20 protein-coding genes are annotated in these 23,990 nt (G+C 54.1%); 5 read left to right on the top strand and 15 right to left on the bottom strand.

The features are described 5' to 3' along the window. Window positions 1–538: 538 nt before the first annotated feature. Window positions 539–784: a hypothetical protein gene (locus tag PYR66_11260; protein ID WEF30223.1), complete on the bottom strand. Its 246-nt coding sequence runs from the start codon at window positions 782–784 to the stop codon at window positions 539–541. A gap of 453 nt (window positions 785–1,237) precedes the next feature. After that, a complete protein-coding gene (locus PYR66_11255; protein WEF30222.1) occupies window positions 1,238–2,302 on the bottom strand; it encodes a LacI family DNA-binding transcriptional regulator in 1,065 nt (354 codons plus the stop codon). 210 nt (window positions 2,303–2,512) lie between these two features. Between PYR66_11255 and PYR66_11250 the strand changes: the two genes are divergently transcribed. Beyond that, a complete protein-coding gene (locus PYR66_11250) occupies window positions 2,513–5,620 on the top strand; it encodes a beta-galactosidase (GenBank protein WEF30221.1) in 3,108 nt (1,035 codons plus the stop codon). Window positions 5,621–5,644: 24 nt separating this feature from the next. On the opposite strand, the gene PYR66_11245 is transcribed toward PYR66_11250, so the two are convergent. From PYR66_11245 to dcp, 3 genes are all read right to left on the bottom strand, one after another. Then, window positions 5,645–6,742 carry an AAA family ATPase gene (locus PYR66_11245; protein ID WEF30220.1) on the bottom strand — a complete coding sequence of 366 codons (1,098 nt, stop codon included), beginning with the start codon at window positions 6,740–6,742 and terminating at the stop codon, window positions 5,645–5,647. Window positions 6,743–6,779: 37 nt separating this feature from the next. Continuing rightward, the gene (locus PYR66_11240; protein ID WEF30219.1) at window positions 6,780–7,040 is read right to left on the bottom strand and encodes a hypothetical protein; all 261 of its coding nucleotides are present in this window, start codon (window positions 7,038–7,040) and stop codon (window positions 6,780–6,782) included. Between the two features lie 319 nt (window positions 7,041–7,359). Further along, window positions 7,360–9,399 (bottom strand): peptidyl-dipeptidase Dcp, encoded by a 2,040-nt coding sequence (dcp, locus tag PYR66_11235; protein ID WEF30218.1) that lies wholly within the window; start codon window positions 9,397–9,399, stop codon window positions 7,360–7,362. A 171-nt stretch (window positions 9,400–9,570) separates the two neighbouring features. Here dcp and ydfG point away from each other — a divergent pair, with 171 nt between their 5' ends. Beyond that, a complete protein-coding gene (gene ydfG, locus PYR66_11230; GenBank protein WEF30217.1) occupies window positions 9,571–10,320 on the top strand; it encodes a bifunctional NADP-dependent 3-hydroxy acid dehydrogenase/3-hydroxypropionate dehydrogenase YdfG in 750 nt (249 codons plus the stop codon). A 93-nt stretch (window positions 10,321–10,413) separates the two neighbouring features. Beyond that, window positions 10,414–11,100, top strand: a complete 687-nt coding sequence (locus tag PYR66_11225; protein ID WEF30216.1) for a GntR family transcriptional regulator — start codon at window positions 10,414–10,416, stop codon at window positions 11,098–11,100. Window positions 11,101–11,144: 44 nt separating this feature from the next. Here PYR66_11225 and PYR66_11220 read toward each other — a convergent pair whose 3' ends face one another. From PYR66_11220 to PYR66_11180, 9 genes are all read right to left on the bottom strand, one after another. Beyond that, entirely contained in the window at window positions 11,145–11,576 is a 432-nt protein-coding gene (locus PYR66_11220) for a universal stress protein (GenBank protein WEF30215.1), read from the bottom strand. Between the two features lie 342 nt (window positions 11,577–11,918). After that, window positions 11,919–13,382 (bottom strand): mannitol dehydrogenase family protein, encoded by a 1,464-nt coding sequence (locus PYR66_11215; GenBank protein ID WEF30214.1) that lies wholly within the window; start codon window positions 13,380–13,382, stop codon window positions 11,919–11,921. 170 nt (window positions 13,383–13,552) lie between these two features. Then, on the bottom strand, window positions 13,553–15,094 hold the full coding sequence (locus tag PYR66_11210; protein ID WEF30213.1) for an MFS transporter: 1,542 nt from the start codon (window positions 15,092–15,094) through the stop codon (window positions 13,553–13,555). 26 nt (window positions 15,095–15,120) lie between these two features. After that, complete coding sequence (uxaC, locus tag PYR66_11205) at window positions 15,121–16,527, bottom strand: glucuronate isomerase (GenBank protein WEF30212.1); 1,407 nt, start codon at window positions 16,525–16,527, stop codon at window positions 15,121–15,123. Between the two features lie 84 nt (window positions 16,528–16,611). Further along, on the bottom strand, window positions 16,612–17,994 hold the full coding sequence (locus tag PYR66_11200) for an MFS transporter (GenBank protein WEF30421.1): 1,383 nt from the start codon (window positions 17,992–17,994) through the stop codon (window positions 16,612–16,614). 43 nt (window positions 17,995–18,037) lie between these two features. Then, window positions 18,038–19,057, bottom strand: coding sequence for a Zn-dependent oxidoreductase (locus tag PYR66_11195; GenBank protein ID WEF30211.1), 1,020 nt, complete (start codon window positions 19,055–19,057; stop codon window positions 18,038–18,040). Between the two features lie 10 nt (window positions 19,058–19,067). Continuing rightward, window positions 19,068–20,282, bottom strand: coding sequence for a D-galactonate dehydratase family protein (locus tag PYR66_11190; GenBank protein WEF30210.1), 1,215 nt, complete (start codon window positions 20,280–20,282; stop codon window positions 19,068–19,070). A gap of 142 nt (window positions 20,283–20,424) precedes the next feature. Then, on the bottom strand, window positions 20,425–21,708 hold the full coding sequence (locus tag PYR66_11185; protein ID WEF30209.1) for an MFS transporter: 1,284 nt from the start codon (window positions 21,706–21,708) through the stop codon (window positions 20,425–20,427). A gap of 132 nt (window positions 21,709–21,840) precedes the next feature. After that, window positions 21,841–22,167, bottom strand: a complete 327-nt coding sequence (locus PYR66_11180; GenBank protein ID WEF30208.1) for a YnfA family protein — start codon at window positions 22,165–22,167, stop codon at window positions 21,841–21,843. Between the two features lie 149 nt (window positions 22,168–22,316). Between PYR66_11180 and PYR66_11175 the strand changes: the two genes are divergently transcribed. Both PYR66_11175 and speG read left to right on the top strand, forming a co-directional pair. After that, the gene (locus tag PYR66_11175; GenBank protein WEF30207.1) at window positions 22,317–22,658 is read left to right on the top strand and encodes a DUF1283 family protein; all 342 of its coding nucleotides are present in this window, start codon (window positions 22,317–22,319) and stop codon (window positions 22,656–22,658) included. Between the two features lie 52 nt (window positions 22,659–22,710). Then, window positions 22,711–23,271, top strand: coding sequence for a spermidine N1-acetyltransferase (speG, locus tag PYR66_11170; GenBank protein WEF30206.1), 561 nt, complete (start codon window positions 22,711–22,713; stop codon window positions 23,269–23,271). Here the strand turns inward: speG and PYR66_11165 are convergent. After that, on the bottom strand, window positions 23,265–23,975 hold the full coding sequence (locus tag PYR66_11165) for a YnfC family lipoprotein (protein ID WEF30205.1): 711 nt from the start codon (window positions 23,973–23,975) through the stop codon (window positions 23,265–23,267). The two genes, speG and PYR66_11165, sit on opposite strands and share 7 nt — an antisense overlap. Between the last annotated feature and the right edge of the window lie 15 nt (window positions 23,976–23,990).

Here is a 23,990-nt window from a genome sequence, read left to right as displayed (position 1 = left end):
CGCTGACTTTTGAAATAGTATTCAGATTTGGGAATGCTGATACTTTCATCTCATTACTAGAGCATTTGTCATTTTTAGGATTTAACGCATCATTTGACTCGCTATTTATTTTCTTGTTACTTCTTTCACTTTTAATAACCATATCAATTCACTATGGCATAATGAAATTCCTCAAAGAGAAACGGAACAAATGAAAGGCTTTTTCTTCTCTTTTTTTAAAGACGCAACTTCATATGTAAGTATTTATGTCGTTGTCATACTTTTATTCATTTTTTATTATTTCATACTTCCCGATTATTGGTTTTTGTGTAGTGTATTAACAATTATCATTGCTGCCATCGTGGATATAACCCTTCTTTCCAGGAAAAAAGATAAATAGTTATTCCAAATGGGCAGTCACAATGAATAAACTGCCAACTACGCATGTTTATTCATTTTTAGTAGAATCAATGAGATGCCGTTAGAGGCTTTTGCTCGTTGGTTACATACTGAAATCAAGGCGCCAGGCGCTGGGTAACACCGTGTTCCCGCGTGGACGTCATTCCACTGGCTGGAACCGCGTTAGCGCCCCGTACCAGTCGTAGTTGCCCTGGGTGCCGATTTCGCGCTCCCCCTCTTCCAGCTTGAGTAGAAAACGCCGTTTGTTCATCTGATCGAGACGGTGGAAATAAGCCGCCAGACGCCTGGCTAAATCTTCATACATGGCGAACGCCACCGCCGTCCCTTTCGCTGCATCGTCATACTTTTCAAATTCGTTCTTAATGGCCTGAAAATCATCGTTCATCGGAATTACCACCAGGTTGCATAATGCGATCAGTATGATTAACCACGACCGTTTTTTCCACCATCCGCTCTCGCAGCATTTTATGCTGCCTTGAAAATTACAACCCGCGAGAAATTCGAGACAAGGTCGATAGAAAACAGCGTGTTTATGCTGGTGTTAGCGTGTTTTATCGACAGCCAGAAGATGATAATAAAATCAGAGTTTAGTGATGTGCAGAGATAATAGGCAAAAAAAACCGCCATGTGACTGGCGGTGAATTAATGCTTGCATGGATTTACCCGTCATACTTCAAGTTGCATGTGCGTTGGCTGCTTCGCCGCCTGCCTGCAACCCGAATTATTTAGGGTATAGATTGTATTTAATATTTTACGCAGAAAAATCGTTGGGACTTCCCTACGCCAGGATTGCAGGCTAGCACGCCATTGTTCAATAAATCATAAACCGCTGGCGTACTCATAGTTTTTCCACCAGCGCTTTCAGTTCGGCGATAAGCGGCGCTTTTTCATCGCCCGTCGCGATTGGCCAGGTCGACTGACGTATCACCAACCGCGCTGGCAGGAGTTCGCGCAGGCGGCCTGTCGGCGCAGCCATCTGCTGAATAAGCAGTTCCACCGCGCGCTGGCCCAACAGGTCGAAATCCTGAGCGACGGTGGTCAATGGCGGCTGGAAATAGAGGCTGTCGGCGGTATCGTCATAACCGGTCACCGATATCGCCTGACTGCCGCGACGATTAAGCTGCGCCAGCGCGCTGAGCACCCCTAGCGCCATCTGATCGTTGGCCACCACGATCGCGCTTAGCTTCGGATTCTTATGCAGTAGCTCAAAGGTTTTTTGCCAACCGCTGGCGGCGCCCCAGTCACCAAACACCGTCACCGATTGACTCACGCCCAGCCGGTGCAACGTTTCGCGCCAGCTGCCAAGACGCATCCGCGCCGACACCGAACTTTCCGGCCCTGCCAGCAGACCGAATTCACGATGCCCCAGCCCCCAAAGATGGCGCACGCAAGCGCCGCAACCATCACGATGATCGAAACGCACGCAAGAGACCTCAGTTTCCGGCGATACATCAAGAAACAGGCAGGCAATATCCGTGTTTTCCGCCGCCAGCCGTTCGGCAACGCTACTCTCCAGGGGCAGCCCGATAATAGCGCCGCGAATATGCTGGGCGCGAAACTCATCCAGCCGTGCCTGCAGCGCCGGATAATCACTTTGCGCTGGCATAGCGATAGCAACCTCCAGCCGCTGCTCGCCAGCGTGCCGCTTCACCGCCGCCGCAATTTGCGATGGCGCATGCAGGGTTAGCGAGGCGCTGATCAAGCCAATCGACGGCGCCGCTTTACCCGCCAGCAGCTGCGCTGAACGGTTCGGCACATAGTGCAGCGTCTGCATCGCACGCAACACTTTCTCTCGGGTACGTAGCGCGACAATATGCGGCTGATTTACCACCCGCGAAACCGTCTGTTGCGAGACACCCGCCTCACGGGCGACATCTTCTAATGTGGCTGAACGGCGCTGCATCGCCCACTCCTGTTAGTGAGAATTTATTGAATGTATTACGCTAACATTTTATGTCTTATTCACGACAGAATTTTGCCATTTCCGCCGTGATTCGTGATCGTTAACGGGTTTCATTTTCACCAATATTGCGGCGTTATGCAAAATACCTGATAACCGAATCATGATTGTCTAGCGAATAACATTCTTCACAATTATCCGTCAGGTACGCGTATGCAACAATATGATCCAGGCGCCGCTCGCGGCCCGTGTTTTAACGAAGTACTGGCCCGCGAGGACTGGCAGAACCAGAACATCACCCAGATCAACCGCCTGCCCGCCCATCCGTCTTTTGCCAGTTGGCGCGATCCTGAGGCGGCAAGATCGGGTCGTCCTTCGCCCCGCCGCCGCCAACTGGATGGCGAATGGCAATTTTCCTTCGCCAGCAGTCCGTTTGCCGTCGATGCCAGCTGGCTGCAGCGTGATCTGCCCGACAGTCGCGCGACGCCGGTGCCCTCAAACTGGCAGATCGAGGGCTATGACACGCCGATCTACACCAACGTCCGCTACCCGATTGACACCCTACCGCCGCGGGTACCGGAGGAAAACCCCACTGGTTGCTACTCGCTGCAGTTAATCGTTGATGACGCATGGCGCGCCGAGGGGCAAACGCAAATTATCTTTGACGGCGTCAACTCCGCCTTTCATTTGTGGTGCAACGGCGAATGGGTCGGCTATTCCCAGGACAGCCGCCTGCCCGCCGCCTTTGATCTGAGCCCGTTCCTGCAGGCTGGCGACAACCGCTTGTGCGTGATGGTGATGCGCTGGAGCGCCGGTACCTGGCTTGAAGATCAGGATATGTGGCGTATGAGCGGTATTTTTCGCTCTGTCTGGTTGCTCCATAAACCGCAGCAGCATCTCAGCGATGTGCAATTAACCCCGCAGCTTGACGCGCTTTATCGCGATGCACAGCTACAGATCAATCTTAGCGTCGCCGCCGAACCACAAGCGCTGGCGGCGCTGGAAGTCGAAGTGGCGCTATGGGATGGTGAAACGCAGGTGGCCTGCCAGCGCCAGCCGCTGGGTTCGCCGGTCATTGATGAACGCGGCCGCTACGGCGAACGAGCGATGTTCAATCTCGACATCGCGCGTCCGCGGCTGTGGAGCGCCGAGCAGCCTGATTGTTACCGCGCCGTGGTGTCGCTATGGCGCGGCGAAAAGCTGCTGGAAGCGGAGGCCTGGGATATCGGTTTTCGCCGGATAGAGATCCGCGACGGTCTGCTGCTGCTCAATGGCAAACCACTGCTGATCCGCGGCGTCAACCGCCACGAACATCATCATCAGCGCGGTCAGGTCGTCAGTGAAGAGGATATGGTGCAAGACATTCTGCTGATGAAGCAGAATAATTTTAACGCCGTGCGCTGTTCACACTACCCCAACGCGCCGCGTTGGTATGAGCTTTGCAACCGTTACGGTCTGTATGTGGTGGACGAAGCCAACATCGAAACCCACGGCATGGTGCCGATGAACCGACTTTCTGACGATCCGGCCTGGCTTGCCGCCTTCAGCGCGCGCGTGACGCGCATGGTGCAAAGCAACCGCAACCACCCGTCGATTATTATCTGGTCGCTGGGCAATGAATCCGGCGGCGGCGGCAACCATGAAGCGATGTACCACTGGCTGAAACGCAACGATCCTTCGCGCCCGGTGCAATATGAAGGCGGCGGCGCCGACAGCAGCGCCACCGATATTATTTGCCCGATGTATGCCCGCGTCGAGCGCGATCAGCCGTTTCCGGCAGTACCGAAATGGTCGATCAAAAAGTGGATCAGCCTGCCGGGAGAACAGCGTCCGCTGGTCCTCTGCGAATATGCCCATGCGATGGGCAACAGTCTCGGTAATTTCGCCGACTACTGGCAGGCCTTTCGCGACTATCCCCGCCTGCAGGGCGGTTTTATCTGGGACTGGGCCGATCAGGCGATTGAGAAAACTTTCGCTGACGGCAGCGTCGGCTGGGCCTACGGCGGCGATTTCGGCGATAAGCCTAACGACCGTCAATTCTGCATGAATGGTCTGGTATTCCCGGACCGCCGCGCGCATCCAGCGCTTATTGAAGCAAAACACGCGCAGCAGTACTTCCAGTTCGCCTTGCTCGAACAAAATCCGCTGCGGATTGCCATCAACAGCGAATACCTGTTCCGCGCCACCGACAACGAAAGCCTGCGTTGGCAGGTGCAGTGCCGTGGAGACACGATCGCCAGCGGCAGCCTTGATCTCGCGCTGGCGCCGCAGGATCGCACGGAACTCACGCTGAGCGATACGCTAACGCTGCCGGACGGCGCCAGCGATGTCTGGCTGATGCTGGAAGTGGTCCAGCCGCAGGCCACCGCGTGGTCAGAAGCCGGTCATCGCGTCGCCTGGCAACAGTTCCCGATCGCCGCGCCGCTGGCCTTACGCGAAGCGGCCTCTGACGGCCCGGCGCCGATGCTGACGATTGATGCCGCAACCTACCAGGTTCGCGCGGGATCCCAACTCTGGACAATCAACCGTCAAAGCGGGCAGCTCTGTGAATGGTTCGTGGCTGGGGAACAACAGCTGCTGACGCCGCTGGAAGACCAGTTTGTCCGCGCGCCGCTGGATAATGATATTGGCGTTAGCGAAGTTGAGCGTATCGACCCGAACGCCTGGATCGAACGCTGGAAGAGCGCCGGGTTGTATCAGCTTACCGCCCGCTGCGTCGAATGCGAGGCCCAGCAGCTGGCGCGGGAAGTGGTGATTGATAGCCGCTGGCGCTATCAACGCGGCGAGGAGACGGTCATCGTCAGCCACTGGCGGATGACTTTCACAGCCGACGGTAAGCTCCAGCTCACCGTCAACGGCGAACGAGCCGGTACGCTGCCTCCGCTGCCGCGTGTCGGGCTACGCTTCCAGGTGCCGGATCAACGCGCTGAGGTCAGTTGGCTGGGATTTGGCCCACATGAAAACTACCCGGATCGCAAAAGCAGCGCCTGCTTCTCACGCTGGCAGCAGCCACTGCATGAGATGAGCACGCCGTACATCTTCCCGACGGAGAACGGTCTGCGCTGCGATAGCACGGCCCTGGACTGGGGGCGCTGGCACGTTGAAGGTCACTTCCATTTCTCAGTGCAGCCGTACAGCAGCGAACAACTCATGGCCACCGATCACTGGCATCGTATGCAACCGGAGGATGGCGTCTGGATAACCCTCGACGCCCGGCATATGGGCGTTGGCGGGGATGACTCCTGGACCCCGAGCGTACTGTCGCAGTGGCTGCTGCTCGATACCCAATGGCATTATCAGGTCACGCTTCATTGTCAATAATAACGGGGGCTACGGCCCCCAACCTTACCGGTATAATACTCGGATTCGCGTCTGCCCGCCGCTATTTTCCAGTTCGTAACTCCGGCTTTCCGCCGTGGCCGAGATAAGCCCCGCCAACTCCGCCGAGTGGCTGGTGAGCCAAATCTGGCTGTAACGCGAAGCTTCGACGATCAGCCGGGCCAGCGCCGGGAACATCTGGCGATGCAGGCTGTTTTCCGGTTCGTTGATCGCCAGAAATGCAGGAGGCCGCGGGCTTAACAGCGCCACCGCCAGGCACAGAAAACGCAGAGTGCCATCAGACATTTCCGCCGCCAGCAGAGGCCGATGAATACCATTGCGGCGCATTTTCATCACGAAGCGTGAGTTTTCATTCTCGCAGAAAAAGGTACAGTCGGGGAAAGCCTCGGCAAGAATTTCATACAGCAACGCCTCAGCGCCGATTTCAACGATGGTCTGGAAAGCCGCCGCGAGATTGCCGCCGTCACTATCCAGCACCGGTGAACGGTAACCAACTGCCGGCTGGCGCAGCGGCGAAAGTCTGCCGATAGCAAACTCATGATAAAACCGCCAGCGGCGCATAGTTTCACGCACCCGCGAAACTTCCGGAAAACGGTGCGGCTCGCCAAGCTGGCCAAAGATGGACTCGTTTTCATAGATGGCATCGGTGAAAGTGCTTTTTTCACCATTCACGTCAACCAGAAAAGCCGCCTGGTTTTTCCGCTGCAGCACCCGCGATGACGGACGCCGGTTAAAGCCCGACAGCCATATGTTCTCTTCTTTAACAATCGGGTCCAGCATGAAATGCGTGGCATATGGCAGCTTCTCCGGAAAACCGACCTGCAGTTCGTAATCGAACTCATCGGTCAGACAGGAGATTTGCAGGCGATGCGGGTAGCGGTCGGTTGGCGCCTGTTTCCCCGACCACATAATATTCTCAAGCCCGCCCTCTTCGCTAATATAGCTGGAAAACTGGCCGTCAGCGGAAGCGGTCAACAGATGAATGGCTTTGTAAATATTCGATTTCCCGCATCCATTAGGGCCAAACACGATATTCAACGGCCCCAGTTCCAGCTCAATCTCCCTGACTGAACGAAAGTTGTTGATACGGATACGGTTTATCATGGCAATCCCTTGCTGTTACGCACGCGGAAAATGACGCTCAGCTGAGTGATTTTTTCATCCCACGGGTCAACGCCACTCTGGCGAGCTTATCGGCATCCTGATGTGAATCGCTGAACACGCCAAAGAACAGACGCTCATCATCAATCATCTGTGAGACTACCCGGTAGCTGAGCGGCAGCCCGGATTGCGCGCCATACTGCGCGGGGGTAACGGAAATTTCCGTCGCGGTGTCGGCGACGCTGACCAGTAGACCGTCTGCTTTGCCGCCCACCAGCATGACCTTAATTAACGGGTGCACTGTATTCCTCCCGATTGGGGTCAACATTGACATTGAAAAAGTCCCTGGCCACGGTTCGTCACCGCAGGCAAAAACATCGTCGTTAGTACTTTCTTATAGTCCATACCGGCCTTGAGTATAAAAATATCTTTCTCGCACTTTGTAAGCGCTGATTATTAATAGTAAAAGCCGACAAATGATGAAGGAAAAATGCGGAATTGTGAATCTTAACAACTCCGATTTGTTCGCTGAGGGGGTGAGAATGGTCGGAAAACGTACACCACTAACGCGGAAATGCCCGCCAGACCTGAGTGACGCACTGGCGGGCAGAGTCGCTGGTTTACAACCCGCGATTTTCCAGCATCGGCTCGATCTTAGGATCGCGGCCGCGCCAGTCGTGGTACAACGCCTCGAGATCGCTGCTGTTACCGCGCGACAAAATCGCCTCGCGGAAACGCTGACCATTTTTGCGGGTTAACCCTCCCTGCTCAACGAACCACTGATAACCGTCATCGGCCAGCATCTGCGTCCACAGATAGGCATAGTAACCCGCAGCATAACCACCGCCGAAGATGTGCGAAAAGTAGCTGCTGCGATAACGCGGCGGCACCGCCGCCAGATCCATCAGCTCTTCGCGCAACGATTGTTGCTCAAAGTCATCAACGTCCTGCGGTAACGCCTGCGGGGTGACGCTATGCCAGTGCATATCCAGCAGCGCTGCCGCCAACAGTTCGCTCATATCGTAACCTTTGTTGAACGTCGAGGCGCGGAACATGCTATCACGCAAACTCTCCGGCATCGCCTCGCCGGTCTGGTAATGTCTGGCGTAGTGGGCGAAAACCTGTGGTTCACGGGCCCAGTGTTCGTAGAATTGCGACGGAAATTCCACAAAATCGCGCGGCGTATTGGTGCCCGACAGGCTGGCGTAGCGCTGGCTGGCGAACAGGCCGTGCAATGCGTGACCGAATTCGTGAAACAGGGTGATGACATCGTCCCACGACAGCAATGCGCAACCGCCGGCTTTCGGTTTCTGGTAATTACAGACGTTGTAGATCACCGGACGCTGAGCGCGAAGCGTGGATTGCTCCACGAACACATCCATCCATGCGCCGCCGCTTTTTGCATCACGCGAGAAATAGTCGCCGTAAAACAGCGCCATTCCCTCGCCGTTGACATCGAAGATCTCCCATACTCTCACGTCGGGATGGTAAACCGGAATATCAAAACGTTCGACAAAACGAATGCCGAACAGCTGCGTCGCCGTCCAGAAAACGCCGTCTTCCAGCACGCGGTCAAGGGCGAAATAGGGTTTAAGCTGCGCCTCATCGAGGGCGAATTTAGCACGCCGGACCTGTTCGCTGTAGTACGCCCAGTCCCACGCCGTAGCCCTGAAACCACCGCCCTCTTCATCAATCACTTGCTGAATATCCGCCAGTTCCTGTTCGGCGCGACGGCGAGCCGCTGGCGCGATTCGACGCATAAAGGCAAACGCCTCGGAGGGGGTTTTAGCCATCTGATCGGCCAGTGACCAACTGGCGTAGTCGGCGACGCCCAGCAGTTCGGCTTTGTGCGCGCGGATCGCCGCCAGGCGCAGAACCCGTTCACGAGTATCGTTGGCGTCACCCTTTTGGTTACGCGTCCAGCCAGCAGCAAACAGGTTTTGTCGGGTCTGACGATCGGCAAGCGTTTGCAGCGCTGGCTGTTGGGTGGTATTGGTCAGCGCCAGCAACCAACGATCGTTCAGACCTTTGTCGCGCGCGGCATCAGCAGCCGCGGCGATTTCATCAGCAGTCAGACCGTCAAGCTGATGCCGATAATCGACGACCAGACCGCCGGATTTCACCGCCGCCAGTAGCCGCTGCTGGAACTGGCTTTGCAGAGACGCTTCTTCCGTATTCAACGCTTTTAGCGCGGACTTTTGTGCTTCCGCCAGCCCCGCTCCTGCTAACTGGAAACGCTGCCAGCTCACGTCAAGCAGTCGACGCGATTCTTGATCCAGATTTAGCGCGTCACGCTGCTGCCAGATCTGACTGACCCGCTGATATAAGGCCTCGTTAAGCCAAATATCATTGCTAAGTTCCGCCAGCTCAGCGGAAAACGCTTCGTCCAACTGCTGTATCAGCGGGTTGGTATTCGCGCCCGCCATGGCGAAAAAGACGCGAGTCACGCGCGCCAGCAGTTGTCCACTTTGCTCCAGGGCGACCAGCGTATTGTCGAAGTCCGCCGGGGCCGGATTATTAACGATTGCCGCGATCTCCTCGCGCTGGCGCCGCACGCCCTCATCAAAAGCCGGGCGATAGTGGCTATCCTCAATGAGATCAAAATGCGGCGCCTGATACGGCAGCAAACTGACGTGTAAAAAGGGATTCGTGTCCGTCATGATTCTCTCCTGAACGCAATTATCCCCTAAGAGTAGGCAACTCATTGATTGGCCGCAATGATTTATCAAAGACGCGTTTTTTGCCGACATCTTGCGATACGATTTACATTACCGCGCGGCAATAACGCATGCTATGTTATGACAACACAAAAAGCTTTGAGGAACAGTAAGATGATTATCCTGGTGACTGGCGCAACTGCTGGATTTGGTGAGAGTATTACTCGTCGTTTTATCGCTAACGGCCACAAAGTGATCGCCACCGGGCGTCGTGAAGAGCGCCTGAAGACGCTAAAAGAAGAACTTGGCGACAACCTGTACACCGCACAGCTTGATGTGCGTAACCGCGCGGCTATCGAAGAGATGATCGCCGGGCTGCCCGCCGACTGGCAAGCTATCGACGTGTTGGTCAATAACGCCGGTCTGGCGTTGGGCCTGGAGCCCGCCCACCGCGCCTGCGTGGAAGACTGGGAAGATATGATCGATACCAACAATAAAGGCCTGGTTTACATGACCCGCGCAGTGCTGCCGGGGATGGTTGAGCGCAATCGCGGCCATATTATTAATATCGGTTCTACCGCCGGTAACTGGCCTTACGCTGGCGGCAACGTCTACGGCGCGACCAAAGCCTTTGTTCGCCAGTTCAGTCTGAACCTGCGCACCGATTTGCACGGTACGGCCATTCGCGTGACAGATGTCGAGCCGGGTCTGGTTGGCGGCACCGAATTCTCCAACGTCCGCTTTAAAGGCGACGATGCGAAAGCCGGAAAAACCTACGAAAACACCGAAGCGCTGACGCCGGAAGACGTCACGGAAGCGGTGTGGTGGGTCGCTAATCTGCCGAAACACGTGAACATTAACACGCTCGAGATGATGCCGGTGAGCCAGAGCTTCGCCGGGCTCAGCATTCACCGTCAGGGCTAATTCCCTCCGCGACCTGGCCTGTCGGCCAGGTCTGGGCGGAACAACAAAAAACGAGTAAAATAACACTCATAACCCATTAAAAAGTAATCATCAATGGCCGCAGAAACGCAACTGAATCCGACCCAGCCCGTCAATCAGCAAATCTATCGCATCCTTCGCCGGGATATTGTTCATTGCCTGATCCCACCTGGAACGCCGCTGTCGGAAAAAGAGGTCTCAGTCCGTTTTGACGTTTCCCGTCAGCCGGTGCGCGAAGCCTTTATCAAGCTGGCGGAAAACGGTCTGATTCAGATTCGCCCGCAGCGCGGCAGCTATGTGAACAAAATCTCAATGACCCAGGTGCGTAACGGCTGTTTTGTTCGCCAGGCGATTGAGTGCGCGGTAGTGCGTCGCGCGGCGTCGATGATCAATAACGAGCAGCTCTATCAACTGGAGCAGAACCTCAATCAGCAGCGGGTTGCGGTAGAGCGCCAGCAGCTCAACGACTTTTTCCAGCTTGATGATGAGTTCCACCAGAAACTGTCGGTCATTGCCGACTGCCAGCTGGCGTGGGATACGGTTGAAAACATTAAAGCGACGATCGACCGGGTGCGTTATATGAGCCTCGACCACGTCACGCCGCCAGAGATGCTGCTGCGCCAACATCTGGATATCTTCGAGGCGCTGGAAAAGCGCGATCTCGACGCGGTTGAAAAGGCGATGAATATTCACCTGCACGAAATTAGCGAATCGGTATTGTTAATTCGTCAGGAAAACAGCGAGTGGTTTAGCGAAGAATAATGAGTTAAGCGGCAGCCAGCGCATGGTTGGCTGCCATCAATAAATTATCTGACGACTAACACCGGAATTTTAGCGTAGCGTAAAATAGATTCCGCGTTTGAACCCAATAAATGCGTTGAAATACCCGGTTTACGCGATCCGATGACGATAACGTCATATTCTTCTTTATTACTCAGCGCTAAAATTTCATCGCGGACGTTACCAAATACGACTTTGGTGTGGATCCGCGAGACCGGAATGGAAAACAGCCGCGAAAGCGCACGCATTTTCTTTTCCGACTCCTCTTTCATAAACGCTTCGAATTTACGAATGTCCGCCGCGAAGCCGCGCAACACCGAACTACTGCTGTTTGGTAGCACACTCAGTAAGGTGAGCTCGCCCTCTTCCGCGGTCGCTAAAAAGTCGGCATGACGAACTGCTTTATCGCTTAAGTCCATTTCAAAAACATCGACAGGCAACAATATTTTCTTGTACATAGCCCGGCTCCTTAATCCTGAAGAAACTGATGGTATGACGCTATCATGGCATATCTGGCACTGAGGGAAAATAAACAATTATCGAAATAAATACTTTGATCATTAAAATAAACATCAACTATATATAATTAATTATGGATAGTTGTAGTTATGTATATGCAACGATCTTGATCATATTTCTGCATGATTTTTATTTTTTCACAGCGGAGGGGAATATCCAACAGAACGTGTATTGCTACGCGCAGAAATAACCCGGCTCGCGCTATGCTTCGCCGGGTTACCCGATCGGGCGGACGACGTGTTGGTCGCCTCCGGGAAGGGGTTCCGGAGGCGACAAGGCTGTTACTGACTTTTGGCCCACCCGGCGACGGTCGCTTTCGCGCCGTTGAGCTGCAGCGACAGATAGGCGCAGGTTACCGCGTCAACAAAACGACCTTCCTGCGGCAGGCTATCGCCAAAGATCGCCTTGATGCCCAGCAACGCCTGCACGCGCTCGGTGCCATCCTGGCTGCCCTGCACCGCCTGTTGGATCACGGGCAGCAGCGGATCGCTGATGTCGATCGCCTGCCCCTGGTCATCCACTCCGCCAACGTAGCGCATCCAACCGGCAACGCCCATCGCCAGCAGGCTGAAATCGCGTTGATGCGCTAAATGCCAGCGCACGGAATCCAGCATCCGCTGCGGCAGCTTCTGACTGCCGTCCATCGCAATCTGCCAGGTGCGGTGTTTCAGTGCTGGATTGCTATAGCGTTCAATCAGCAGCCCGGCGTAGCGCGCCAGATCCACCCCCTGCACTTTCAAGGTCGGCGCTTGTTCCTGCAGCATTAACGCCTGTGCGGCCAGACGGTAGTTGTCATCCTGCATGCAGTCATTGATATGCTGATAGCCCGCCAGGTAACCCAGATAGGCCAGGAATGAATGGCTGCCATTCAGCATGCGCAGCTTCATTTCTTCAAATGGCACCACGTCTGAGACCAGCTCAGCGCCTGCTTTTTCCCATGCAGGACGGCCAGCAACGAAATTATCTTCGATAACCCACTGACGGAACGGTTCGCAGGCCACGCCGGCCGGATCGCGCACGCCGGTCAGTTGTGCAATTTTATCCAGCGTATCCGCGGTGACGGCCGGGACGATACGGTCAACCATCGTTGAAGGGAAAGTCACGTTTTGCTCAATCCACTGCGCCAGATCGGCGTCAACGGCGCGGGCAAACGCGCAAACCACGTTACGCATCACGTGGCCGTTTTCCGGCATGTTGTCGCAGGACATCACGCTGAAGGCCGGCAGGCCAGCGGCGCGACGGCGCGCCAGCGCTTCGACCACCACGCCCGGTGCGGATTTTGGCTGGTGCGGTTGCTGTAAATCGGCGGCAATCAGCGAGTTATCCAGCTGCAGCTGGCCGGTCGCCGGAGAGTGGCAATAGCCTTTTTCGGTGATAGTCAGCGATACGATCGCCACCTGCGGCTCGCACATTTTCGCTAACACGCTTTCCAGGCCATCGACCTGCGCGTGCATCGCCTGTTTCACCACGCCGACGACGCGCGCCGTCCAGGCATCGGCCGACATTTCAGCGACCGTGTATAACAAATCCTGCTGCTGTAGATCGGCAATCTGCTGCTCGCCGCCAATCAGGTTGACTTCGGTATAGCCCCAGTCGCTGCCATGTTCAGAGGCAAGGATATCGGCATACACCGCCTGGTGCGCACGATGGAAAGCGCCGAAGCCGAGATGAACGATTCGAGAAACCAGTTTGCTGCGATCGTAAGTTGGGAGAGTTGCCTTGGCGGCTAATAGCTTATTCTGCATCTTTTTTGACTCACTATAGAGAACGTTGATTGCCATACTAGATTAACGAGTTCGCCGCTCGAGATTTTGATTTGTATTAATATACGGGCGATTGGTATGACATGATTTTTAAGTTGTGTGACAACATAGGCAGAAGCGAACGCCCATTACCTATGCTGCCACCGTTGGCATTAACTCAGCTGCGCGGTACGACTCAGCGCTGTTTTCGCGTTCTGTGGCTCATTCCACAGATCGTCGTATGAATAGCCGGTCAGATCTTCAACAATGTGCCGCGTTTCAGGCGTCACATCCTGTTTGGATCCTCTGGCTTTCAGGCGCTCGACCTCATCCACGAAGATTTTGTGAGTACGTTTATTTAAATGGAAGGTCATCGCTTGCCATAGCGCAATCAGCAACAAGCCCGCAGTGCCGATGAACAGCAACATGGCGATGGTGTTCACGGCGCTTTCCGGCTGCGCCTGGCTCCCCTTCACAAAACCACCGCTCTGCAGCATCACGCCCACCACAAAAGTCGCAATGGCTACCGTCGTTTTACGAGAGAAAGTCATGACTGCGGCGAACAGACCTTCACGGCGTTGGCGGGTGATCATTTCATCGATATCAGGGATAAATGGGAACACGTTCCACGGCGTAAACTCCAGCACGCAGCGCCCAACCTGATACAGTGCAGCCAGAACCACCAGGATCGTCACTTTGTTATCGCTCGGGAACTGGTACACCATAAACAGCCCTGCCAGGCACAGCATCATCACGGTATAGGCGAACACATACAGGCGTGATGGACCATATTTAATGATGGCCACACCGGCCAGCAGCGTAACCGGCAACCCAACAATACTCATCGATAACAACGTACCGGAGAGCGAGGAAGAGACGTTCAGGCAATATACGCAGAAGAAGACAAATACCGTGTTGTAGACATCCTTCGCGGTAAACGAGAATAAATAGATAGCCAGGTGTTTCCTGAACGCGCGTACTTTCAACGTGGAGTAGTAATCTTTGAATAATTTACCGGTCGCCGCGACTTTCTCAAGAAAAGACATCGGCTGACGGTTATTTTCCAGCTCGGCCTGCATTTCCGGGGTCAGTTCGCGCTCCCACGTTACTTTCCACGAAATAAAAACGCACAGCATAAAGATAACAGAGAAAACAACGCCATTAATAAAATACGCATGCGGATCGTGTTCGCCAAAATGACTAATGAGCAGACCAGGAATAAACGTTGCCAGGAACGTACCAGAAGCCGACAGGAACATACGACAAGTCGACAGCTTTGTTCTGGAGTTAAAGTCTTTGGTCATTTCGGACGGCAGGGTCTCCCATGGAATCAGCACCATTGCCGCAATAATTTCAAAGGCCAGATATACCGCCAGATAAAACCAGAAACTCATGCCGGTAACCCACAGCAGAATATAGACCAGCATCAGCGGCGCGCCAATTAGCAGGAAGAATCGTCTGCGACCAAACCGTTTACCTAAAGGATTTTTATAAAAATGATCGGTAAAGCTGCCCATGAATAGACTGACGATCGCGTCCACGATACGCGCAATCGCGACAATGGATGCCGCTTCTACCGGTGATAACCCCACAAATGTGGTATAAAAAAACAACAACCAGGCGCCAATAACGGTAAACGCACCGCCGCCCATGATATCTGTCAAGCCATAGCCAATGCTGACCGGAATCGTTATTTTTCTAGTGGTACGAGACATGTTCTACCCTCATGTAAGGAAGGACGTTAGAATCTGAAATAATTCACCGCATTATCGTGACAAATATTTTTAATCATCCGGGTTAAGATCCGATCGTCATCAGGGACTTCGCCGCGTTCGACCCAATGCCCAATAATATTGCAAAGGATCCGGCGGAAATAATCATGGCGAGTGTAAGAAACCAGACTGCGGGAATCGGTCAGCATGCCAACAAAATTCATTAACAACCCCTGATCGGCCAGGCTATTAATCTGATTCTCCATTCCACGGCGAGTGTCGTTAAACCACCAGCCTGAACCAAACTGCATCGGCGACTTCACCCCGTCTTCTCCGGACTGAAAATTGGCAATCGTCGTGGCGACGATATCGTTGTCGCTGCCATTCAGGTTGTAGAGGATGGTTTTCGGTAACCCATCCGCCTGCGCCATCGCATCCAGCAAACGGTTCAGGTTGACGGCCAGATCGCCTTGATCGGCAATAGAATCGAAGCCGGTATTCATTCCCAACTTCTGCAGCATCCGGCTGTTGTTGCTACGCAGCGCGCCGAAGTGAATCTGCATCGCCCAGTGGCGCTGCTTATACGCTTTCGCCAGCATGACGAATATGGCGCTGTTCAGTTGCGCGGTTTCATGCGTGGTTAATATCTCGCCAGACCGCTTCCGACGGAATAACGCCTCAATGCACGGCGCGTCGGCGGCCTGGTAATCAATGGTCACCAGCCCGTGATCGGAAATGCGACACCCCGATTCATGGAACCAATCGATACGCTGCGCTAGCGCTTTCGAGAAATCAGCAAAAGAGTGAATATCCTGATTGGTCACCTGCGCCAGTTGATCGACAAACAGAGCAAAGGCCTCTGCACTTTCGGCAAAAACATCATCCGGCCGGAAAGTCGGCAGCACTTTCGTGTTAAATGATGTGTCCTGCTGCAATAACCGATGATATTCCAGTGAATCCAGCGGAGAATCAGTCGTACAAATGACTTCAACATGGGAACGGGTAATTAAACTGCGCGGCTTAAACGCTTCAGTACTCAATTGCTGATTACAATGCTGCATAATATCCTGCCAGTTTTCGCTACTGAGCATGTCATGACAGGAAAAATATTTATTCAACTCCAGATGAGTCCAGTGATATAAGGGGTTACCAAATGCCGCTTCAACCGTTTCTGACCAGGCTTTAAATTTTTCCTCTGCCGGGGCATCGCCGGTAATAAAATGCTCTGCGATTCCGTTTGCGCGCATCGCTCGCCATTTATAATGGTCGCCAGCTAGCCACAATTGAGTGATATTATCGAAGTTTTTATTTTCATAGATTTCTTTTGCATCAAGGTGACAGTGATAGTCGATGATCGGCAATGACGCGGCAACATCTTTATATAACCGAGCACCGATTTCACTATCGAGCATAAAACGATCGTTAATGAAGCCCATGTTGATTCTCTTTTTTGACCCATAAAAGTGGCGCGATAGCACTAACAGAATGATCCGCGCCACGGCTCGAAAATAATGACAGGATTAAGATTTCGCGTACTGACCGGAAGCGCCAGGTACCTGTCGTGGATTGGCATCCGCCGCGTCATAGTCCAGGCTCAGGTCGCGGTCACACACTTCCGGCATCAGCAAGGAAGAAATTAAGCCAATCACGGAATAGCAAATCAGCATGGCCACTATCGGCCACCATGAAGCGGTCAAATTACAGAAAATCCCCGCCAGCACCGGGCCGAAGCCAACGGCGACCAGACCACCCGCTTCTTTCGATATCGCCATTCGCGTAAAGCGATTACGTGAACCGAACATTTCCGCCATGGTGATATTTTCCAGAGCAAACAGCCCCAGCACTGCCACGTTATGAATCACAATCAGCGATAACATAATCGTGCTGGCGCTATAACTTTTATCGACAATGATCGCCAGCATCGGGTAAGCCAAAATAATCGCGGAAATATTAACGATAATATAGGGCAAACGGCGCCCGACTTTATCCGAAAGCCAACCTAACAACGGGATAGTGAAAAATCCGATGACTGAGCTAATCATTAAAGCATCGGTAGGAATCGCTTTATCGAATAATAAGGTCTGCACCAGATATCCGGCGAGGAAGGTTTGCAAAAGCCCTGAATTACCGGCCTGACCAAAACGTAATCCCGTCGCCAGCCAGAAAAATTTGCTTTTTAACATGGCGCCAAACGTGTTTTGCGCAGCGGCGGCTCTTGCCTGAACCTCGTCAGCTTCGCTGACTTGCTCAAATACCGGGCTCTCTTTCAGATTCAGACGCAGCCAGATGGCAAAGATCATCACCACGACGCTGGCAAGGAACGGAATACGCCAGCCCCAGGCGATCAGCTGTTCGCGATCGAGCAGGAAGAACATGACCGCCCAGATAGCCGTGGCGCTCAGCGTACCGCAGTTGGTGCCCATCGCCACCAGCGAAGAGATAATGCCGCGTTTCCCTTTCGGCGCGTACTCCGCCAGCATAGTCCCGGCGCCGGAAATCTCAGCGCCCGCGCCCAGCCCCTGAATAATACGCAGAGTCACCAGTAACACGGGAGCAAAAATACCAATCTGCGCGTAGGTCGGTAATACGCCGATTAATGTGGTGCAAATTCCCATCATGGTGATAGTAATAAACAGTACCTTTTTGCGGCCGATACGGTCGCCCATTTTACCAAAGATAAAAGCGCCGACGATCCTCGCAATATAACCTGCGCCATAGGTTCCCATCGCTAATATCAGCGCCATCGCCGCCGATTGTTCAGGGAAAAATATTTCATGGAATACCAGTGCGGCGCCGAGCGAATAAAGCTGGAAATCCATAAACTCTAACGCCGTGCCGAGCCACCCGGATACGGCGGCGCGAATCAGATCTGAGGTGGTTCTCTCATTTTTAGCTGTCGTCATCATAATAATCTCTGAATGTAGGATACAGCGATATTGTTTGTATTTATTTATTGAAAGTTAATAACACCTTGCAGCAACGCTTTCTATCTTCTTCAAATAAGGTAATCGCATCGACGACATGCTCAAAAGCAAACTGATGGGTAATTAACTGATCCGGATTAATTAATCCCTTGCCCAGCCATTCGAGAACCAGCGGGAATTTATTAGCATTAAGCCTGGATGAGTAGATGGCGAGTTCTTTACCGGTGATCCCCTGCTGCGGCACCAGGGACGGTTCGGTGGAAAAGCCCATCACCACGATCCTGCCCGCAGGAGAAGCCAGCGCAATGGCCTCCGCTAAAATCGCCGGATGGCAGGCGGCGTCGATAATCAGCGTCGGGCGAATCCCCTGATCTTCCAGCGCCTGCGCCAGCGGCTGCTCTTTATTATTGATGGTCCAGTCGGCGCCGTTTTGCTGCGCCATCTGCAGACGTTCGGGGATCGGGTCAGCCACGATGACCTGATGGACGTTATAGACGCGCTTCAGCACCTGAATAGTGGTTAAGCCCATCGGCCCGGCGCCGTAAACCAGCGCGATGTCCTGCTCACTGGGCTTGGCCCGCCCGGTGACGTTAGCGGCGATAGTAAAAGGTTCCACCATGACCGCATGGTTATCGCTGACGCTATCCGGCACTGGCCAGGCGTTTTTCGCCGGCACTACAGCGTATTCGCTAAAACCGCCATCGCGGTGGACGCCAAGCACGACCAGCGAAGTACAGACATTCGGTTTACCGACTGAACAGGGATAACACTGGCCACAGCTGATCACCGGATCAACCGTCACCCGCTGGCCCACGGTTTTATCCGTCACGCCCTCGCCCACGGCGTCAATCACGCCGAAAAACTCATGACCAATCACCCGTGGATATCTGGCAAATGGATTATGCCCGCGATAAATATGGCTATCGGAACCGCAAATACCCGCAAGCAGAACCTTTACGCGGACTTCTCCGGGAGCCGGCTGCGGCAACGGACGTTCTTCAATCACTAACGCATTCGGTTGCTGGATAACAATGCTCTTCATTTTCCTCTCCTTACCAGTTCCACAAGGTGCCATCTTCCAAACGTGCGACCGGTAAATAAGCCGGATCGTAGGGATATTTCGCCGCCAGTTTTTCGTCGAATTCGATACCCAGGCCCGGTTTTTCGCCCGGGTGCATATAGCCGTTATCGAAAGTCCAGCTATGCGGGAAGACTTCCAGCATTTGCTCGGAATAACCCATATATTCCTGCACGCCGAAATTCGGTACCCACAGGTCGAAATGTAGCGCCGCCGCCATGCACACCGGCGACAGATCGGACGGCCCATGCGAGCCGGTACGCACCTGATACAGCGCAGCAAAATCGGCGATCCGCCGCATGCCGCTGATACCGCCAGCGTGCGTTATGGTGGTGCGGATATAGTCAATCAACTGCTCTTCAATCAGCTGCTTGCAATCCCAGATGCTATTAAAGACTTCACCAACGGCAATCGGCGTCACGGTATGCTGGCGAATTAAGCGGAAGCACGCTTGATTCTCGGCAGGCGTCGGATCTTCCATCCAGAACAGACGGTACTCCTCAACACTTTTACCAAAACGCGCGGCTTCAATCGGCGTTAAACGATGGTGCATGTCGTGCAGCAGGTGTTCGTTGAAGCCAAACCTTTCACGCACGGCGGCGAACAGTTGCGGGGTAAAATCGAGATACTTTTCCGTCGACCATAACTGCTCTTCCGGCCACTGGCCTTTGGTCGCCGGTTCGTACGCCTGACCTTTCCCCTTGGCCATGCCGTACGTGGTTTTCATCCCCGGAATGCCGCACTGCACACGGATGGCCTTAAAGCCCATTTCCTGATGACGGGCATAGTCATCCAGCACTTCATCAATGGAATGACCGGTGGTGTGGCAATACACCATGACGCCTTCACGCGACGCGCCGCCCAGTAACTGGTACAACGGCATTCCCGCCGCCTTAGCTTTGATATCCCACAATGCCATATCCACAGCGGAGATCGCCGACATGGTCACCGGGCCGCGGCGCCAGTAAGCGCCTTTATAGAAAAACTGCCAGATATCTTCGATGCGGTGCGCATCGCGGCCAATCAGCTGCGGACAAAGGTGATCTTTCAGGTATGAAGCGACCGATAATTCGCGGCCGTTTAGCGTGGCGTCTCCGAGGCCGACGATCCCCTCATCGGTGGTGATTTTTAAGGTGACGAAATTACGTCCAGGGCAGGTAACAAAAACGTCGGCGGCAACGATCTTCATCTGTCATTCCTTGTATCTTGGCGGTGAGTGATCAAAATTAAATCACCAGACCTACTACCATACAAGTATGATATTTAAAAAAGATGCGGGGGATCACAAATGAATAATGCAGCGGGTGACGCCCAACGCCACCCGCTGACGGCTAGTGAATACGATCTTTCACGATGAAGAAATAGCACAACGCACCGGTAAAGGTCACACAAGCGGCGATAACCAATGCGAGATTAAAGGAGTGAGTCGTATCCACCACCCAGCCGGTCACCACCGGGGCAAAGGAGGCGAAAACAAAGCTGCCGAAGTTCTGAATCGCCGCCACTGAAGCCACTTTATTCTCGCTAACCATCACCTGCACCAGCCCCCAGGCCGAGGTTCCGGCAAAATGGACGCAGAATAGCGCCATCGAGATAAAGGCCACCGCCTGCGTCGGTGAACTCGATTGCACAACCAGCAGCGTGCCGAGCGCGGAAAGCACCAAACCAACGACGATGGCCGTTTTCCGCGTCTTCGCCAGATCATAGCCGCGACGCGCCAGCGCATCGACCACCAGGCCATTGACCCACATCCCTACCGCCGCGGCGAGAAACGGGATCGCCGCCACCCAACCGGTTTTCGCCAGGCTCAATCCTTGCTGCGCCTGCAAATAGCCCGGCAGCCACGCGATATACAGCCAGCCGGTATAGTTGACCCCGGAGAAACCTAAAATCATCCCCCAGGTAGTACGCCGTTTGAACAACGCCAACCATTCGCTAAACACCAGCGTCGGGCGCGCTTTTTCCGGCGCCGCCAGATACTGGCGCTCCTCCTGTTGCAGGTCGAACTGCGCACGGTTGCGATACCACGCGTACCAGCACAGGCCGACAACGATCCCGGCGAGGCCGATAACCACAAACATGGTGCGCCAGCCCCAGGCGATTTGCATCAACACCAGCGCTGGCGGAGCGATTGCCTGACCAAGCACCGTTGACGAGTTAAAAATGCCCACCGCGGTGCCGCGCTCTTTTTGCACATACCAGTCGGTAATCGATTTCACGCCCGCCGGCATAAACGGCGCCTCCCCAATCCCGAGGCCGATACGCAACAAAATGAAATGGCTAAAGGAGTTCACCACCCCGGTCAGCGCCTGCATCAATGACCAGAAAATCAGCCCGGCCCCCAACACGATGCGAGGACCAAAGCGATCCAGCAAAATACCAGATGGGAGTTGCGCAAAACCGTAGGACAGCGAAAACGCCGACAGCAGAACACCAAATTCGGTCGCGCTAAGGCCGAGATCGCCGCGGATCGCCTCACCGGCGACGCTTAATGACGAGCGATCGAGGAAGTTGACGATACCGGCGATAAACAGCAACGTCAGAGTGACTTTTTGTACCCGGCCAATACGCGCGGGTTTCACGCCAGCTTCGCTGACGAGGGGTTGTGTAGCCATGATTGCCTCTTACAATAAACAGCACAGTGCAGTTAGCGTAAGTAAGGCAACTAGTCGGCTACCATACAAGAACCAAGGTTAAAATTAGCGTGGAAGATCACAAAGCGAGATTTTTTTCGCTCGGGCGGCGCGCTACGCCCGCCCCCAGCCAGCCACGATGATCAGCATGCCGCACAGCGCAATCGCCGCGCCCGCCCAGTCATAGTGGCTCAGCTTAACGCCGTCGACAAAACGTAGCCACAGCAGCGCGGTACAGACATAAACGCCGCCGTAGGCGGCATACACTCTGCCGCTGGCTTCCGGGTGAAGCGTTAGCAGCCAGACGAACATTGCCAGCGCCAGACCAGTTGGGATCAGCAGCAGCGGCGAACCGCCCCGCTTTAACCATAGCCATGGCAAATAGCAGCCGATGATTTCGCACAGCGCGGTAGCAAAGAAAAGCAGCGTGGTTTTCAGCATTAAAAGTTAGGTAAATGAGACAATACATGGCGCTAGTGTACGCGATAATGCGCAGGCGCCCACGCCATTTTGTCAGGTAGGCGCGGGTAGCGAGTTGTAGTAAACTCATACAACTGATTAACCCTTTTTATCACTCAAAGGAAATCGTGATGAAAATGACACGCAATAAACGCTGGTGCCTGACAGCCCTGCTGGCGGCGAGCGCGATGGTCTATACCGCTTCGTCCTTCGCACAAACCGACAGACTGGTGATCGAGTCCGGCGACAGCGCACAGAGCCGCCAGCAAGCCGCGATGGAAAAAGAGCAGTGGAACGATACCCGCTCTTTACGTCAGAAGGTTAATAAACGCACGGAGAAAGAGTGGGATAAAACCGACGTAGCTTTTGATGCGCAGGATAACTGCCAGAAGAGCGCCAACGTCAACGCCTATTGGGAGCCCAACACCCTGCGCTGCCTTGACCGTCGCACCGGTCGCGTGATTACGCCATAATCCCCCGGCGCCTGCGGGCGCCATCATTTATTACTGCACACAGGAACACCCCATGTCTGACGCTTATCACGTCAAACTCCGTCCGCTTGAGCGCGAAGATCTGCGCTTCGTCCATCAACTTGATAACAACGCCAGCGTGATGCGTTACTGGTTTGAAGAGCCGTATGAAGCCTTCGTCGAGCTCTCCGACCTTTACGACAAACACATTCACGATCAGAGCGAACGCCGCTTTGTTATCGAATGTGATGGTGAAAAAGCCGGGCTGGTGGAACTGGTGGAAATTAACCACGTTCACCGCCGCGCGGAGTTTCAGATTATTATTTCCCCGGAATATCAGGGCAAAGGCCTGGCGACGCGCGCCGCCGGGCTGGCGATGGACTACGGTTTTACCGTTCTCAATCTGTATAAGCTGTATCTGATCGTCGATAAAGAAAACGAAAAAGCAATCCACATCTACCGCAAACTCGGCTTTATGGTAGAAGGCGAACTCATTCACGAATTCTTTATCAATGGCGAATACCGCAACACCATTCGCATGTGCCTGTTCCAGCATCAGTATCTTGAGAAGCATCGCCATCAGGGGCAGACGTTGCTCAAACCGACGGCTCAATAATAGTCGATACTGTTTTTGATGCTGTAATGGCGCGTCACCGCTGGCTGGACGCTTTCATCGACAACCTGCATCTCGCAGCGGATCGGGTTGTCGTGATCGTCATAGTCGCAGGTTTGTTTCACCTTGCCTAACGCCCGGTCGTTGAACACGCTCACGGCGCTGTAGTCGAGTTTTTTGCGCGGATCGCTGGACGGCGTCGATACCACGCTGAAACGCTCGTCTTTCGCGGTGGTCGTTTTCCCTAACGGGTAGCCTTCCCCATCGTAGCGATAGCTGGAGGTGCTCCCTTTCCCGCGAGCGGTCACCACAAAACCGTTATCATCCGTCTCCCAGTTGATGCCCGCCGCCGGCATCTCGGCCAGCTGACATTTTCCCTGTAGCCGCAGGCGTTTCTCATGCGTTTGCGCGTCAAGATAGTAGTTAGCATCCAGCACCAGCGTGCCGCCGGTTTTACTTTCGAGGTCGGTAAAGTCCAGCAGATCGAAACAACCTTCTGTCGATAGCTGCGCACGCACCCGCTTCACCATTTCCCCCTGATCATCAAACAGGATCTGCGTAAACGTTTTCACCGGGCCACGCAGCGGGTCGAACTCAAACTCATTGGAAAAACTGGCCATCTCCGGGGTAAAGGCTACCGGCGTCGAGGGCTTATCGCAGGCGCTGAGCAGTGCCGCCGCCGGGATCAGCAAAAACAGTTTATTCACAGCTGCTACCTTTTT

This window comes from Klebsiella aerogenes (assembly GCA_029027985.1).
GTDB lineage: Bacteria > Pseudomonadota > Gammaproteobacteria > Enterobacterales > Enterobacteriaceae > Klebsiella > Klebsiella aerogenes_A.
Note: the sequence above shows the minus strand (reverse complement) of the source record. Positions and strands in the feature narration are given on the sequence as shown.

What these genes read in the sequence shown, in the direction of transcription:
- PYR66_11225 (WEF30216.1), top strand. Translation starts at nt 10,414, where the DNA reads ATGGCCGCAGAAACGCAACTGAATCCGACCCAGCCCGTCAATCAGCAA.
- PYR66_11255 (WEF30222.1), bottom strand. Translation starts at nt 2,302, where the DNA reads ATGCAGCGCCGTTCAGCCACATTAGAAGATGTCGCCCGTGAGGCGGGT.
- PYR66_11220 (WEF30215.1), bottom strand. Translation starts at nt 11,576, where the DNA reads ATGTACAAGAAAATATTGTTGCCTGTCGATGTTTTTGAAATGGACTTA.
- dcp (WEF30218.1), bottom strand. Translation starts at nt 9,399, where the DNA reads ATGACGGACACGAATCCCTTTTTACACGTCAGTTTGCTGCCGTATCAG.
- uxaC (WEF30212.1), bottom strand. Translation starts at nt 16,527, where the DNA reads ATGGGCTTCATTAACGATCGTTTTATGCTCGATAGTGAAATCGGTGCT.
- ydfG (WEF30217.1), top strand. Translation starts at nt 9,571, where the DNA reads ATGATTATCCTGGTGACTGGCGCAACTGCTGGATTTGGTGAGAGTATT.
- PYR66_11245 (WEF30220.1), bottom strand. Translation starts at nt 6,742, where the DNA reads ATGATAAACCGTATCCGTATCAACAACTTTCGTTCAGTCAGGGAGATT.
- PYR66_11250 (WEF30221.1), top strand. Translation starts at nt 2,513, where the DNA reads ATGCAACAATATGATCCAGGCGCCGCTCGCGGCCCGTGTTTTAACGAA.
- PYR66_11210 (WEF30213.1), bottom strand. Translation starts at nt 15,094, where the DNA reads ATGTCTCGTACCACTAGAAAAATAACGATTCCGGTCAGCATTGGCTAT.
- PYR66_11200 (WEF30421.1), bottom strand. Translation starts at nt 17,994, where the DNA reads ATGACGACAGCTAAAAATGAGAGAACCACCTCAGATCTGATTCGCGCC.
- PYR66_11215 (WEF30214.1), bottom strand. Translation starts at nt 13,382, where the DNA reads ATGCAGAATAAGCTATTAGCCGCCAAGGCAACTCTCCCAACTTACGAT.
- PYR66_11185 (WEF30209.1), bottom strand. Translation starts at nt 21,708, where the DNA reads ATGGCTACACAACCCCTCGTCAGCGAAGCTGGCGTGAAACCCGCGCGT.
- speG (WEF30206.1), top strand. Translation starts at nt 22,711, where the DNA reads ATGTCTGACGCTTATCACGTCAAACTCCGTCCGCTTGAGCGCGAAGAT.
- PYR66_11260 (WEF30223.1), bottom strand. Translation starts at nt 784, where the DNA reads ATGAACGATGATTTTCAGGCCATTAAGAACGAATTTGAAAAGTATGAC.
- PYR66_11195 (WEF30211.1), bottom strand. Translation starts at nt 19,057, where the DNA reads ATGAAGAGCATTGTTATCCAGCAACCGAATGCGTTAGTGATTGAAGAA.
- PYR66_11175 (WEF30207.1), top strand. Translation starts at nt 22,317, where the DNA reads ATGAAAATGACACGCAATAAACGCTGGTGCCTGACAGCCCTGCTGGCG.
- PYR66_11180 (WEF30208.1), bottom strand. Translation starts at nt 22,167, where the DNA reads ATGCTGAAAACCACGCTGCTTTTCTTTGCTACCGCGCTGTGCGAAATC.
- PYR66_11190 (WEF30210.1), bottom strand. Translation starts at nt 20,282, where the DNA reads ATGAAGATCGTTGCCGCCGACGTTTTTGTTACCTGCCCTGGACGTAAT.